Genomic DNA, 14,489 nt, shown 5'->3' with positions numbered 1-14,489 from the left:
GGGGACGCGGGGGCGGAGGAGGGCAGGGGTGAATCGAATCCGGCCACTTTCGGCGGGTGAGGGGCGCTCATGGCATCCGGCTTCCGGGCCGGTGCGTAGCGTGCAAAAGCATCGCAAACCCCCATGTGGTTCCGCGCAGCCGACGGTCCCCCCACAACTAACGGACTCATCACGAGATGTCCAGTATTGTCCCGTCCGTGGCGTCGGTGTCCCTGGAGGTCCTTCCGCCGCCGCTCCGGTGAGCTCCTGGGGCGCGAGGTGTCGGAGAGGTGTACGGGGACGGCACCGGATCTGTCCGGAAAACGCCGTGGCCCGGTGGGGGTGCGGTCGTATAGGGATGCGCCCGCGGCGCGTCACCCCGGACTTGCGGGGTACCTACTGGTGAGAGAGCCGGAGGTTGTGGAGCGGGCCGCGTGGAACCCGGTGACCGCTCTCCCGCGTGCTGTTGGTCGACGGCCGAACCGGTGTCCGGAAGTGGCGTGGCCGCGGTGCTCACCGCGGCGAGCAACACGAAACACCGTACGTGCGCAACCGACGTGACAAGGAACGGCGAAACGCAACTTCGCCACCCCGCGCCATGCCCATGCTGGTGATGGGCGCACCACGGCCGCGGAGCAGCAGGCTCGGCTCGTGCTCCCTGCCCGACATGGGCCGGTGAAGCGCCGCAGTACGTACGCAGTGCAGTGATCGACACATGGTGTGAAGCAGTCCTCGGTGTTGCCAGCGTGCAACGGAAAGGAACGAGCGCCCATGCGCGAGATCCTCGGAAAGCGACGCAGGCTTCTGTCGCTCCTGTCCGGTCTGCTCCCCGGGAGCGGCCCGGCCTCCCCGGGCCGTCGCCCGGCCGACGGGAGCGTGACCGGCGCCGGCCGGCCGGCCTGCACGGCCGTGACGGCCGAGGCAGCGGCCGGATTCGCCCGCTGGGGGTGGCGGGTCCTGCCCGGAGCGGCGCCCGGTCCGCAGGGACACGGCGGGTGCGCCTGTCCCGAGGCGGACTGTCCGTCGCCGGGAGCCCACCCCTTCGACCCCGCCCTGCCGGCGGCGACCCACGACGCGCGGATGGTGCGGTGGTGGTGGGGCAACCGGCCGGCCGCCCCGGTGCTGCTGGCCACGGGGGAGGGCGAGGGGCCCAGCGCGGTGAGTCTTCCCGCGGTGGCCGGCGCCCGCGCGGTGGCGGAGCTGGAGCGCGAGGGCGTGCGGCTCGGTCCGGTCGTCGCCTCACCCACCCGGTGGGCGCTGCTGGTGCGGCCGTACTCCCTGGAGCGGCTGGGCGAGCTGCTCTACGCCCAGGACATGGTGCCCGGTTCGCTGCGCTTCCACGGTCAGGGCGGCTATCTGGCGCTGCCGCCGTCGGTGACCGGTCAGGGGCGCGTCCGCTGGGTGCGCGAGCCGGAGCCGGGCGACGCGGCACCGTGGCTGCCGGACGTGGAGCGGGTGGTCGGCACGGCGGTGACCGCGCTGACCCGTCCCGAGGTCGGCGCGCCGGACGCCTGAGCGCGTCCGCGCGCAGGAGTGCCGGACGGTCGTCGTCGGGGGTCCGACGGACCGCCGCCGCGGAGGGAGCCGGCGGTCGGAGCTGTCGGCCGGGGGCCCGGGCGGGTGCCTCGACGAGGTCGTCCACGCGGCCTCGGAGGCCCCGCCGAGGGGGCCGGACAGACGAAGACCCGGTTGCTGGCGACGGGGGATGCACCAGCAACCGGGCTGCTTGAACGTTAACAAGAGATCGGGCGTTGGCAAATTCGGTCGCGGCCCTTTCGGCCGTCCCCGGATGTGCCCCGGAAGACCCTTGTGGTCGGCCCGAAAACCGTCAGCTCAGCGTCACCTGACGGTTCGTCAGGCCGCCGCGCGCACGGCGCTCGTCGGCGGTCAGCGGGGTGTCGTCGGACAGCGCCGCGGTCAGTCGCTCGGCGAACTCGGCGGCCGGCTTCTCGACGTCCTCGGCGGTGACCCCGGTCGGCAGGTCCCACACCGGGACGACCAGGCCGTGGGCGCGGAACGATCCCACCAGACGGGTGCCTTCACCGAGGTCGGTGCGGCGCGCGGCGTGCAGCCGCGCGAGGGCGTCGAGCAGGCGCTCCTCCTCGTGCGGCATGACCCAGCGCAGGTGGTTCTTCTCCGGGGTCTCGCACCAGTAGGCCGCGTCCACGCCCGTCAGCTTGACGGTCGGCACGGCCGCCTCGTTGGCCCGCTCGAGGGAGGCCTTGACGTCGGCGGTGGCGGCGGAGGCGTCCGGCACCCAGAACTCGAAGCCGGCGTGCACCACCGGCTCGAACGGGGCGTCCGCGTCCAGCAGGTCCTGCAGGCGCGGGCCGTCGGCCTGCACCCGGCGGCCGGCCACCGGGTTGCCCGGCTCCGTCTCCAGGGCCTGCGTCAGCACGTCGGCCAGGTCCCGGCTGAGGTCGCCGGAGGCGGTGTCGTTCTGCAGGCCGATCAGCACCGAGCCGTCGTCACGGCGCAGTGCGGGCCAGGCCATCGGCAGCACCGTGGCCAGCGTGACCGAGGGGACCCCCTCGGGCAGACCGTCCTTGAGAGTCAGTTCGACGGTCGCGGCGGGCACCAGCTCGCGCAGCGCGACCCAGTCGCACTCGCCCGGCAGGCCCTCGAACGGACGCTGCACCAGCTCGGTCACCGCCTGGGCGGCGGCCCGGCCGTGACAGGCCTTGTAGCGGCGGCCACTGCCGCACGGGCAGGGTTCGCGGGCGCCGACGACCGGGACGTTCCCGTCGTCGACCTGGGATCCGGCCGCGCGCTGCGGGCGCGCGCCCTTCGTCTGACGCTTCTTGGCCATGGGGTGTCTCCCGGGTACGGCTGGGCTGCTCCTGCTTCGGCCGCGAGCCTAGCCGCTCCCCGGTCCCTCGCCGCCGCCGACGGCGCGTCACCACGCCCGTCCGCCGCGGGTGCTCGGCCGTGTGTGCCATATGCCAGAGGTCGACGCGCGTAGCACGTGACCGTGGCGGGGCGCTCATGGCAGATCGTCGAAGGGGTCCGGGAAGGCGAGGTCCAGATCGGCGAGCTGGACCACCGCGGGCAGCCGTGGCGCGACCACCCGCGCCGCGAAGTCCTCGCGGTGACGCCCGGCGTCCGGGTCGTGCACGTCCCGGTGGACGACCACCCAGACCGTGACCTCGCCGCAGACGCCGTCCCGCACACCCCAGTCGTCGGCCAGGGAGGTGATGATGTTCAGCCCCCGGCCGCCGTGCGCCGTCACGGACGGCGTCGCCGGGCGGGGGCGGGTCGGGCCGCCGCCGTCGGTGACCTCCACGGTCAGCCGGCCGCCCGGATCGATCCGCCAGGTCACCCGCACCTGACCGTCCGCGGTGCCGCTCAGCGGACGCCCGTGCTTGCAGGCGTTGCTCAGCAGTTCCGACAGGATCAGCACCGCGTCGTCGATCACCGGATCGGGCACCCCGCCGCGGCGGAGCTCGTCCCGCACCCGATGCCTTGCCCGGCCCACGCCGGCCGGTCCGTGCGGAACGGACATGCTCGACGACGTGGGCACCTCCTGTGCCACCATCAACGCCACCCCCGAGACCTCCTTCGCCCCACGCCAGGGTGTGAATGCCCCCTTGATCTGCGGCGGAAACCGCCGGGGCGGCCCGGCGGGACGCATTCACCCCCACCGGCGACACGCCGGATGCGCCGGTGCACTCCCGGAAAACGCCCGGCAGCAGGGCCGACGGGCCTCCGACGGGTCAGCGGCCGAGCTGGCGCAGGACCGCGTGCGGCCGGTTCGTGATCACGGCGTCCACCCCGAGCCGGGCGCAGAGCTCCACGTCCGAGGGATCGTCGACGGTCCAGACGTGCACCCGGTGGCCGGCCCGCCGCAGCCGCTCGATGTACGAAGGGTGGGAGCGCACGATGCGGATCGAGGGCCCGGCGATGCCCACGCCGGCCGGCAGCCGCCCGTCACGGAGCCGGGGGGAGACGAACTGCATCAGGTAGACGGTCGGCAGGGCGGGCGAGGCGGCGTGGATCCGGTGCAACGACCGGGCCGAGAAGCTCATGACCCGCACCGGGGACTCCTCGGGGGCCTCCGGGGCGTCCAGGCCGAAGCGCTTGAGGAGCATCAGCAGCCGTTCCTCGACCTGCCCCGCCCAGCGGGTGGGGTGCTTGGTCTCCACGGCCAGCTCCACGCGCCGCCCGGCGTCGCTGACCAGCTCCAGCAGGCGCTCCAGGGTGAGCACCGAGGTGGCCTCGCGGTCCTCCGGCCGGTGCTCCCACTCGGGGGCCTCCGGGCGGCCGTGCCACTGCTCCGGGTTCTTCCAGGAGCCGAAGTCCAGGGCGGCGAGGTCGGCCAGTTCCAGCGCCGAGACGGCTCCGCGGCCGTTGGAGGTGCGGTTGACGCGGCGGTCGTGGACACAGACCAGATGGCCGTCGGCGGTGAGACGCACGTCGCACTCGAGCGCGTCGGCTCCGTCCTCGATGGCCTTCCGGTACGCGGCGAGGGTGTGTTCGGGTGCGTCCTCGGAGGCGCCGCGATGGGCGACGACCTGGATGGCCCGCTGCGTTGCGTTCGTCACCGCGACATGGTGCCACCCCGGGCGTCCGGTCGGGGAGCCGGTGGGGAGGGCGGCCGCGAACCTGGTAACGGAGCGTCCTGGGAGGCCATTTGGTACGCGTGACGGATTTGGGTGGATTGTCCGTAGTAAACAATGTCCGGGCAGGACGGCGTACGGCTTATCGTGCTCTGACGCCCTGTGGGAAAAGCTGATGGACGGATGCCACCCATCCCGCCCGTACACCAGCCCGTACACCAGCCTGGATCGAGGAGAAGAGCTGTGAGCAGCGAGAACGAGGGCACTGCGGTTCCGCCGGTTCCGTCCGCCCCGCCGGCGACGGGGGAGACTCCCGCTGCTCCTCCGGCAGCCGCGCCGCCCGTCCCGTCCGTGCCGCCGGCGCCGCCCGCGGCGAGCGCCCCGACCGAGCAGCTGCCGCCGGTGCCGGCCGAGCAGCCGCACGCCCCGGCCCACGCGCACACCGCCCCGGACACGGGGGCCGGCGAGGCCCCCACCGTGGTGGACGCGGGCCGGGACGCGTACCCCGCGCCGCAGGAGCAGGCCGGCCAGGCGGCACAGCCGCACCCGGCCGCCGCCTCCGGTTCCGGTTACGCGCAGCCGCAGCAGTCCCCGCCGCAGCCGCCCCACGCCCACGCCCACGCCCACGCCCACGCCCACGCCCAGCATCAGCAGCCGTACGCGGCGGCCGCGCAGTCCGGTGCGCCCGGGGCGGAGCCGGTCGGCGCCTGGCCGCCGCCCGCGGCCCCCGGCGCTCCCGGTGCCCCGGGCGGTCACGGCACCGACGTGTGGGGCGCGCCCCTGCAGCAGCCGGCCCCGAAGCCCCGCCGGGGCGGACGTGGCCTGATCACCGCGGTGATCGTGGCGGCCCTGGTGGCCGGCGGCGTGGGCGGCGGCATCGGCTTCAGCCTCGCCGACTCCTCCGGCGGCCCGGGCAGCTCGACCGTGGTCTCCGCGGGCGGCGGCAGCGTCCAGCGCGCTCCCGACTCGGTGGCCGGCGTGGCCGCCTCCGCGCTGCCCAGCACCGTCACCATCGACGCCCAGAACTCCGGCGGCGAGGGCGGCACCGGCACCGGCTTCGTCTTCGACACCGAGGGCCACATCGTCACCAACAACCACGTCGTCGCCGAGGCCGTCGACAGCGGCAAGGTCACCGCGACCTTCCCGGACGGCAAGAAGTACGACGCCGAGGTGGTCGGCCACGCCCAGGGCTACGACGTCGCGGTCATCAAGCTGAAGAACGCCCCGGACAACCTGAAGCCGCTGCCGCTGGGCGACTCCGAGAAGGTGGCGGTCGGCGACCCGACCATCGCCATCGGCGCCCCGTTCGGCCTCTCCAACACCGTCACCACCGGCATCATCAGCGCCAAGAACCGCCCGGTGGCCTCCAGCGACGGCGGCGCGGGCAGCAAGGCCTCCTACATGAGCGCCCTGCAGACCGACGCCTCCATCAACCCGGGCAACTCCGGCGGCCCGCTGCTGAACGCGGACGGCGCCGTGATCGGCATCAACTCCGCGATCCAGTCCGCCGGCGACGGCTTCGGCACCGGCCAGGCCGGCTCCATCGGCCTCGGCTTCGCCATCCCGATCAACCAGGCCAAGTTCGTCGCCCAGGAACTCATCAAGACCGGCAAGCCGGTGTACGCCAAGATCGGCGCCTCGGTCACCATGTCGGAGGGCGAGGGCGGCGCCCGCATCATCGGCGACAGCGGCACCGCCGTCGAGCGGGGCGGCCCGGCCGACAAGGCGGGCCTGGAGCCGGGCGACCTGATCACCCGCTTCGACGACAAGGCCATCGACAGCGGCCCGGCCCTGATCGGCGAGATCTGGACCCACAAGCCGGGCGACACGGTGAAGCTCACCTTCGAGCGCGACGGCAAGGAGCGCACGGTCGAACTGACCCTCGGCTCCCGCACCGGCGACAACTGACCTGACAACCCCCCTCGCAGACCCGTTACTCTTGTCCCCGCGCCGGGCTCGCCCGACGCGGGGAGGCGTGCCCGAGCGGCCGAAGGGAACGGTCTTGAAAACCGTCGTGGCAGCGATGTCACCGTGGGTTCAAATCCCACCGCCTCCGCACACAAGCGGCCCCTGACCAGGTCATTCGGTCAGGGGCCGCTGTATTGCGAGGTCCCCGCTCAGCACCGGTACTCACCGCAGGTCCCCGGCAGGTGGGGCACAGACGGGGCACGACCTGTTGGTCCGGATCGGTGGCTCAGCTTTCGGGGTCGTACATGATCTCGCGTACCTCCTGTGCGCACCGGCACGCCTCGGCGATCTTCGCAGCCCACTTCAGCGCGTCCTCACGCGCCGGAACCTCGATGATCGAGAAGCCGCCGACGACCGCCTTGGTCTCGGGGAAGGGTCCGTCCGTGACAGTGCCGTCGGTGGCCACGATGCTCGCCTGCTGCCGCTCCATTCCGGCGCCGAAGATCCAGACACCTGCCTTCTTGGCCTCCTGGACCACCCGGTGGGATGCCTCGGCGACCGCTGGGAAATCCTCCTCGGGGAAGTTCATCGAGCCGTCGTCGAACGAGATCAAGTACCGCGCCATCATGTTCGTCCCCTTGTTCAGCGACCACCTGGCCGCCTCGTCGCTGCTCCCGTCAGGACGGACGCTGCGTCAGCTTCTCATCGGTCGCCTCGCTCGACTTCAGCGAAAGATCTGTGGCGTCTCGATGGGCGGGTCAAGCGCGCGGGGCGCCGCCCGTCGACCGAGAGCGGCGCCCCGCGTGGGACGGGTCCGAGCCTCGTCCTTGTCAGGTTGAGCACGACTCCCCGAGGACCTGGGAAGCCGTGTCCACGGCCCGGGCAGTGGCGCCGAACACCGTTTTCCAGTGCGGCGCCTCCCGCAGCGCGAGCACCCGATCCCACCCATGACGGTCTCCGGACGTCCCGGAGGCGGTGGGTACCGGCGACGGGAGCGGCCCGAAACCAGGAGTGTCGTGGCGCGTTGGTAGCATCCGGCCACTTGTTCGAGGGGCGCGCGTTCCTCGCAGAGAGGGGACACCACATGGGCCTTTCCGCCCTCAGACGCAGCCGACTGGTCCCGGCCGCGACCGCCGCGGTGCTGGCCGTCGGCGGAGGCGTGACGCTTCCGCTGCTCGCCGCGGCGCCGAGCAGCGCGGCGTCACTCGCCCCGTGGGGGACGCCGACCGCGATCACCGGCGCCGACGTCAGCTCCAGCGTGATGGAGGTCGTCACCGCGACCGACGGCTCGGCGGTGGCCGTCTGGAACCAGTTCGCCGGGTTCGGCGGCGGTGAAAGGAAGCTGTACGCAGCCGTGCGTCCGGCCGGCAGCGACACCTGGGGTACGCCGACGCTGCTGGCGCAGACGCCGGCCGAACCGGGAGGCGTGAAGTTGCACGCCTCCGCGGACGGGTCGGTGACCGCACTGTGGGTCGAGTTCCCGCACCTGACCGGGCCCGGTTCGGGCGAACTGGACATCCGCCTCCGCAGCGCCGTGCTGTCGGTCGACCACACCGAGTGGTCCGCGCCCGTCGAGCTCGTGGGCGCCGGTGAGGGCTGGACCGAGCACGGCATCGACCTCACCGAGGCCCCCGACGGCACGCTCACCGCGGTCTGGGGCACCAGGCCGACGGGGACCGGCAAGGCCGAGATCAGCGCCGCCACCCGCGGTCGGGACGGCGTCTGGTCCGAGCCCGAGCAGATCAGTGCCCCCGTGGGGGCCGGCACCGGCATGGCCGGCAGCCCCACAGTGGCCGTCGCCGCCGACGGCACGACCGAGGTCGTGTACGTCCAGCGGGACGGCGAGGACGTGTCCCTGCGCGCGGTCGAGCGGGCGGCCGGAGCCACCACCTGGACGGAGCCGTCCGCGGTGGCCGGCACCTACCTGTCGGTCTCCCTGCCCGAGCTCACGGCTGCGGACGACGGCTCGCTGACGCTCGCCTGGCAGGGCTCCGACCGGTCGGAGGCGCAGAGCATCTACACCGCCACCCGCGCTGCCTCGGACGGCGCCTGGTCGGCGCCGCAGGTGGTGACCGGTACGGACGACCTGGTGGAGACTCCCGAGCCGCTGATCGCGCCCGACGGCGAGGTGACCCTCGTCTGGGTCGACTACACGAACACCTTCGGCACCCGTACCAGCACCCGGGGCACGGACGGCACCTGGTCCGCCGTGCGGACCCTGTCCACCGGCTACGTGTCCGAGCAGTACGACGCCGCCATCGGTGCCGACGGAACCGTGCGCGTGCTGTGGACCCAGGACGACGGGAACGGGCGGGTGCTCCTGGAGGCCGCCCGCAGCGACGGGGGCTGGACGAGCGCCGCACAGGTGCCCGGCTCTGCCAACGCCTTCGTCCGCGGCCGGATCTCCGTCGGACCGGACGGCGAGGCAACCGCCGTCTGGTCCGCCACCGCGGCGGACAGCGATGTGGACCGGCTCTACGGCTCCCGGACCGTCTGGCCCGCGCTCGCCGTCACCTCGTCCGCCGTGCCGACGACCGCCGCCCTGAAGGGCACCACGTCCTCCAGCTCGGCCTGGGCGCCGGTCTGGCAGCTGAGTCGGCCCGTCTCCTCGTGGTCGCTGACGCTGACCGACCCGGCCGGCAGGACGGTGCGGACCCTCACGGGCGCCGCCGACGGACCGAAGGCCGCGGTGAGCTGGAACGGCCGCACCGCTGCCGGGACGCACGCCCCCAACGGTCCGCTCACCTGGACGCTGCGCGCCACCCAGGAAGGCGGGACGACCGCGGTGAAGCTGGCCTCCGGCAAGCTCACCGTCACCGGCGGTGCGGCCGTGTACCGCGACCTCGGCGGCGCCTCGGCCACCCCGGACGGCACCGGGGACCTGCTCACCCTCAACTCCTCGGGGGGCCTGACGTACCAGCTCGGCAAGAGCAGCACCGGGACGTTCTCCGGCAAGGTGAGCGGCAGCGGCTGGGCCACCTCCGTGAAGGCCGTGCCGTTCGGCGACCTCAGCGGGGACCGCTGCAACGACGTCCTGGTGCGCCTGAGCAGCGGTTCGCTGCGGCTCTACAAGCCGGGTTGCGGCAAGGCCGTCACCCCCTCGACGTCCTACACCTCCCTCGGCACCGGCTGGGACCAGTACAACGTGCTTACCTCCCCCGGTGACATCTCCGGCGACGGCCGCCCCGACCTGATCACCCGCAACTCCTCCACGGGGGCCGTCCATCTCCACAAGGGAACGAGCTCGGGCACCCTGGCCGCGCGCGTGAAGCTGTCGTCGGACTGGTCCGTGTACAAGAAGATCGTCGGCGTCGGCGACCTGAACGGCGACGGTATCGGCGACCTCCTCGCCCACCGGTCCGGCACCAACGACCTGTACCGCTACGAGGGCACCGGCACCGGCGCGTTCAAGCCCCGCGTGAAGGTGTTCGGAGCCTGGGGCAGCTCGTACAACGTGGTCGTCGGCGTCGGTGACATCACCGGCGACGGCAAGGCCGACATCGTCGAGCGCGACAGCGCCGGGAACGTCTACCGGAACAACGGCGACGGCAAGGGGTCGTTCGGCTCCCGTACGCGGATCGCGACCGGGTGGTCAGGTTACAAGTCCCTCTCCTGACGGGCTGCACCCTTACCTCCACAAGGCGCCCGGGACCCCATGGTCCCGGGCGCCTTCGCGTACCGGCGTGGCGCCGTACCGGTGAGCTCGTCACGATTTCTCCGCTTGGGGGTTTATCGACAAGACGTCACGCTTGAGGGGGAACCGGTGGTGCGGGACGGTTTGCCCGGGGTGGGGTGGGCATGTCTCGGGGCGAGGAACGCAACAGCGGGACGGTCCGGTCAACCGCCCCGTCCGAAGGGCCGGTTCGCCGGCCCGGAGGGAAACAGCCCTTCTCGTGACTCGGTGTTCGTGTCGGCCCACCCACAAAGGAGGAACCAGATGGCATCCATCCGCACGACCCGCGTACACAGCGCGGTGGCGCGCGGCGGCGGTCCCCCGGTGGGCGAGCGGCCCACCCACGGGAGTCGGATCCACCAGGGAGGTCTGTGGTGAGCGGACCGCGGCCGCCGGAGCGCTAGGGCCCGGCGGTCGCGGAAGGAGCGTGCTTCATGGGGATGCCCGTGCGCGTGACGGCGGATTGACGCCGGCACGCGCACGGGTGCGTTCCGGCGTCGATCCGGTGCGTTCCGGGACGCGTCGATGCGGTCCGGTGGGTCGGCGTTCCGATGCGTGCCCGATGCGTTCCGGCGCGTTGACGGGGTTCGGGCGGCCGAGGGAGGCGGGACGTCCCCGGTGCCGACCCCGGGGCCACCCCAGGGGGAAACCCCGAGGTCGCCTCGCTCTCCAGGAGGTGGGGGCGTCTCCCCTCTCCGACCTGCGGGGGACCCCGTCCGGTCCCTGCGGCCGATCCGCCCACGCCCCGCCGCTCCTAGCGTGGGAGACATGACAGCCAGGACGTCACCGCCACCGCCGCGTGCGACCTCCTACGCCTCCTTCGCGTCGTACGTCCAGGCCCGCCGGCCGGTGCTGCTGCGCACCGCCCGCTCGCTGACCAACGACCCCTTGGACGCGGAGGACCTGCTCCAGACCGCCCTCGCCCGCACCTACGTCCACTGGGACCGGATCGCCGACCACGGCGCCCTCGACGGCTACGTCCGCCGCGCCCTGGTGAACACCCGCACCTCCCAGTGGCGCCGCCGCCGCGTCGAGGAGCTCCCCAGCGAGACCCTGCCCGAGCCCCGCGAGCACGCCGCCGCGCCGGCCGATCCGGCCGAGCGGCAGGCCACCCGCGACGCCCTGTGGCGCGCGGTCCTGCGCCTCCCCGACCGTCAGCGCGCCATCGTCGTGCTCCGCTACTACGAGGACCTCAGCGAGGCCCGTACCGCCGAACTGCTCGGCGTCTCGGTGGGCACGGTGAAGTCCGCGCTGTCCCGCGCCCTGGTCAAGCTGCGCGAAGACCCCGAATTGCCTCTCGCCAGGTAGTGACGGGAGAGCCTGAGTCTGTGCAGAATCACCGGAAACTTACCGACGCGTAATGACGCGCGTTCCTCGGGGAGGCACCGGTGCAGAGCACGATGCAGGACGTCGAGCTGACGGTCTCGCGAATTCTGGCCCACGGCACGACCGTCCACGGTCGTTCGGAGGTCATCACCTGGACGGGCGAGGGGGCGCCCGAGCGCCGCACCTTCGCCGAGGTGGGCCGCCGGGCCGCCCAGCTCGCCCACGCCCTGCGCGACGACCTCGGGGTCCGCGGCGACGACCGGGTCGCCACCCTGATGTGGAACAACAGTGCCCATGTCGAGGCCTACTTCGCCATCCCGTCGATGGGCGCGGTGCTGCACACCCTCAACCTGCGCCTGCCCGCCGAGCAGCTGGCCTGGATCGTCAACCACGCCGCCGACAAGGTGGTCGTCGTCAACGGCACCCTGCTGCCGCTGCTCGCCCCGCTGCTGCCGCAGCTGCCCACCCTCGAGCACATCGTGGTGTCCGGCCCCGGCGACCTCTCCCTGCTGGACGGGGCGGCCGCCCAGGTCCACGAGTACGAGGCGCTGCTCGCCGGGAAGCCGGAGAGCTACGACTGGCCGCGGCTGGACGAACGCCAGGCCGCCGCCATGTGCTACACCTCGGGCACCACCGGCGACCCCAAGGGCGTCGTCTACTCCCACCGCTCGATCTACCTGCACTCCATGCAGGTCAACATGAGCCAGTCGATGGCGCTGACGGACAGCGACACCTCCCTGGTCGTCGTCCCGCAGTTCCACGTCAACGCCTGGGGCATCCCGCACGCCACCTTCATGACCGGCGTCAACATGCTGATGCCCGACCGCTTCCTGCAGCCCGCCCCGCTCGCCGAGATGATCGAGACGGTCCGCCCCACCCACGCCGCCGCCGTCCCCACCATCTGGCAGGGCCTGCTTGCCGAGCTCAAGGCCAGGCCGCGCGACGTCTCCACGCTCACCCAGGTCACCATCGGCGGCGCGGCCTGCCCGCCCGCGCTGATGAAGGCCTTCGACGAGTTCGGCATGCGGGTCGTCCACGCCTGGGGCATGACCGAGACCTCCCCGCTGGGCACGGTGGCCCGCCCGCCGGCCCACGTGGAGCCGGGCTCCGAGGAGGAGTTCGCCTACCGCACCACGCAGGGCCGCTTCCCCGCCGGCGTCGAGGCCCGCCTGACCGGCCCGAACGGTGAGCGCCTGCCCTGGGACGGCGAGTCGGCCGGCGAGCTGGAGGTGCGCGGCCCGTGGATCGCCGGCGCCTACTACAACGGCCCGGACGGCGAACCGCTGCGCCCCGGGGACAAGTTCAGCGAGGACGGCTGGCTGAAGACGGGCGACGTCGGCGTGATCGACCCGGACGGCTTCCTGACCCTGACGGACCGGGCCAAGGACGTCATCAAGTCCGGTGGCGAGTGGATCTCCTCCGTGGAACTGGAGAACGCGCTGATGGGGCACCCGCAGGTCGCCGAGGCCGCGGTGGTGGCGGTGCCGGACGACAAGTGGGGCGAGCGCCCGCTGGCCGCGGTGGTCCTGAAGGAGGGCGCGGAGACCGGGTTCGGCGAGCTGCGCGAGTTCCTCGGCGCGGAGGGCGGCATCGCCAAGTGGCAGCTGCCGGAGCGCTGGACGCGGGTCGCGGCGGTTCCCAAGACGAGCGTCGGCAAGTTCGACAAGAAGGTCATCCGCCGGCAGTACGCGGAGGGCGAGCTGGACGTGACCACGATCTGACGTCCCGGTGCGTCGGCCCGCCCGCCGGCGCACGACGCGAAAGGGGCGCCCTACGGCACGTGCCGCGGGGCGCCCCTTTCGCGTGCCGTCAGTTGGTGCCGATGCGCGCCAGCAGGTCGACCAGGCGGTCCTGCACCTCGTCCTCGGTGGAGCGCTCGGCCAGGAACAGCACCGACTCTCCCGATGCCAGCGACGGCAGCGCGTGCGGCTCCACCGGCGCCGTGTAGACGACCAGCGGGGTGCGGCTGAGGCGGCCGCTGGCGCGGAGCCAGTCGAGGATGCCGGCCCGGCGCCGGTCCATCCGCATCAGGTCCATCACCACCAGGTTGGGCAGCATCTGCGCGGCCACCGCCGCCGCCTGGCCGTCGTCCACGGCCCGCCCGACCTGCATGCCGCGCCGCTCCAGCGAGGCGGTCATCGCCAGGGCGACCTCGTCGCGCCCCTCGATCAGCAGGACCCGGGGCGGGTGCTGGTCGCTGTCCCTGGGGGCCAGCGCCTTGAAGAGCACGGCCGGGTCGGCGCCGTACGCCTCCTCGCGGGGCGCGTGCGCCAGCCCCGCGGTCACCATGACCGGGACCTCGGCGGCGACCGCTGCCTCGCGCAGCGACTGCAGGGCGGTCCGGGTGATCGGGCCGGTCAGCGGGTCGACGAAGAGCGCGGCGGGGAACGCGGCGATCTGCGCGTCCACCTCCTCGCGGGAGTTGACCACCACCGGGCGGTAGCCGCGGTCGCTGAGCGCCTGCCGGGTGGTCGGGTCCGGAGCGGGCCAGACCAGCAGACGGCGCGGGTTGTCCAGGGGCTCCGGCGGCAGCTCGTCGTCCATCGGACGCGGCTGCGGCTGGTCCGAGACCTCGACGGCCCCGCCCGGACCGTCCAGTGGTTCGGGACCCTCGGCGGCGTCGGCGTCCGGCGCGCCGATGGCGTAGGACCGGCCCACGCTGTTGTCGGGCAGCGCGCCCGGCCGGGGAGCCGGGGCCGGCGGCCGGGGCAGTCCGACGGACGGCACCGGGGGCAGCGCCGGGACGCCGCCCGCGGGGGAGCCGGGAGCGGCGGACGGCGTGCCCGGGGCCGGCGTCGCGGTGGGCTCGGCCTCGGCGGCACGGGTGCCCAGCTTGCGGCGACGGCCGTTGGAGGCCGGGTTGACCGGCGGCGGGGTCTGCTGGCCCTGCCCCGGTCGGCGGGCGAACGGGACGCCCTGACCGAGGGTGCGGACGCTGAACGCGCGGCCCTGCGTGCTGTTGGTGCTGTCGCCCGGGGGCGTCACGGCGGGCGCGACGGGCGCGACGGGCGCGACGGGTGCGGCGGACGCGGGGGGCTGCGTCGGGG

The 14,489-nt window shown here is 73.4% G+C and carries 9 protein-coding genes, 1 tRNA gene and 1 pseudogene; 6 read left to right on the top strand and 5 right to left on the bottom strand.

The window, feature by feature from the left end; all coding sequences use genetic code 11:
* The first annotated feature begins 750 nt into the window (after window positions 1-750).
* Window positions 751-1,494, top strand: coding sequence for a bifunctional DNA primase/polymerase (locus ACOV8S_RS25360; RefSeq protein WP_448320541.1), 744 nt, complete (start codon window positions 751-753; stop codon window positions 1,492-1,494).
* A 313-nt stretch (window positions 1,495-1,807) separates the two neighbouring features.
* Here the strand turns inward: ACOV8S_RS25360 and ACOV8S_RS25355 are convergent, their stop codons facing one another.
* The 3 genes from ACOV8S_RS25355 to ACOV8S_RS25345 form a co-directional block, all read right to left on the bottom strand.
* Window positions 1,808-2,788, bottom strand: coding sequence for a DUF5926 family protein (locus ACOV8S_RS25355; RefSeq protein WP_448320540.1), 981 nt, complete (start codon window positions 2,786-2,788; stop codon window positions 1,808-1,810).
* 174 nt (window positions 2,789-2,962) lie between these two features.
* Window positions 2,963-3,610 (bottom strand): ATP-binding protein, encoded by a 648-nt coding sequence (locus ACOV8S_RS25350; RefSeq protein ID WP_448320539.1) that lies wholly within the window; start codon window positions 3,608-3,610, stop codon window positions 2,963-2,965.
* A gap of 82 nt (window positions 3,611-3,692) precedes the next feature.
* Window positions 3,693-4,520, bottom strand: a complete 828-nt coding sequence (locus tag ACOV8S_RS25345; protein ID WP_448320538.1) for a glycerophosphodiester phosphodiesterase — start codon at window positions 4,518-4,520, stop codon at window positions 3,693-3,695.
* Between the two features lie 258 nt (window positions 4,521-4,778).
* Here ACOV8S_RS25345 and ACOV8S_RS25340 point away from each other — a divergent pair, with 258 nt between their 5' ends.
* Window positions 4,779-6,443, top strand: a complete 1,665-nt coding sequence (locus ACOV8S_RS25340) for a S1C family serine protease (RefSeq protein WP_448320536.1) — start codon at window positions 4,779-4,781, stop codon at window positions 6,441-6,443.
* 61 nt (window positions 6,444-6,504) lie between these two features.
* Window positions 6,505-6,591 (top strand) — tRNA-Ser (locus tag ACOV8S_RS25335).
* A gap of 138 nt (window positions 6,592-6,729) precedes the next feature.
* On the opposite strand, the gene ACOV8S_RS25330 is transcribed toward ACOV8S_RS25335, so the two are convergent.
* Window positions 6,730-7,071: a YciI family protein gene (locus ACOV8S_RS25330; RefSeq protein WP_448320535.1), complete on the bottom strand. Its 342-nt coding sequence runs from the start codon at window positions 7,069-7,071 to the stop codon at window positions 6,730-6,732.
* A gap of 456 nt (window positions 7,072-7,527) precedes the next feature.
* Between ACOV8S_RS25330 and ACOV8S_RS25325 the strand changes: the two genes are divergently transcribed.
* The 3 genes from ACOV8S_RS25325 to ACOV8S_RS25315 all read left to right on the top strand — a co-directional run bounded on the left by ACOV8S_RS25325 (window position 7,528) and on the right by ACOV8S_RS25315 (window position 13,163).
* Entirely contained in the window at window positions 7,528-10,059 is a 2,532-nt protein-coding gene (locus tag ACOV8S_RS25325) for an FG-GAP-like repeat-containing protein (RefSeq protein WP_448320533.1), read from the top strand.
* Window positions 10,060-10,884: 825 nt separating this feature from the next.
* Window positions 10,885-11,424 carry a SigE family RNA polymerase sigma factor gene (locus tag ACOV8S_RS25320; RefSeq protein ID WP_448320531.1) on the top strand — a complete coding sequence of 180 codons (540 nt, stop codon included), beginning with the start codon at window positions 10,885-10,887 and terminating at the stop codon, window positions 11,422-11,424.
* An 80-nt stretch (window positions 11,425-11,504) separates the two neighbouring features.
* Complete coding sequence (locus tag ACOV8S_RS25315; RefSeq protein ID WP_448320530.1) at window positions 11,505-13,163, top strand: long-chain fatty acid--CoA ligase; 1,659 nt, start codon at window positions 11,505-11,507, stop codon at window positions 13,161-13,163.
* 88 nt (window positions 13,164-13,251) lie between these two features.
* Here the strand turns inward: ACOV8S_RS25315 and ACOV8S_RS25310 are convergent.
* A pseudogene (locus tag ACOV8S_RS25310) lies at window positions 13,252-14,489 on the bottom strand (hypothetical protein); the annotation flags it as partial.

This window comes from Streptomyces sp. CO7 (assembly GCF_053474865.1).
This window is presented reverse-complemented; position numbering and strand designations above follow the sequence as displayed.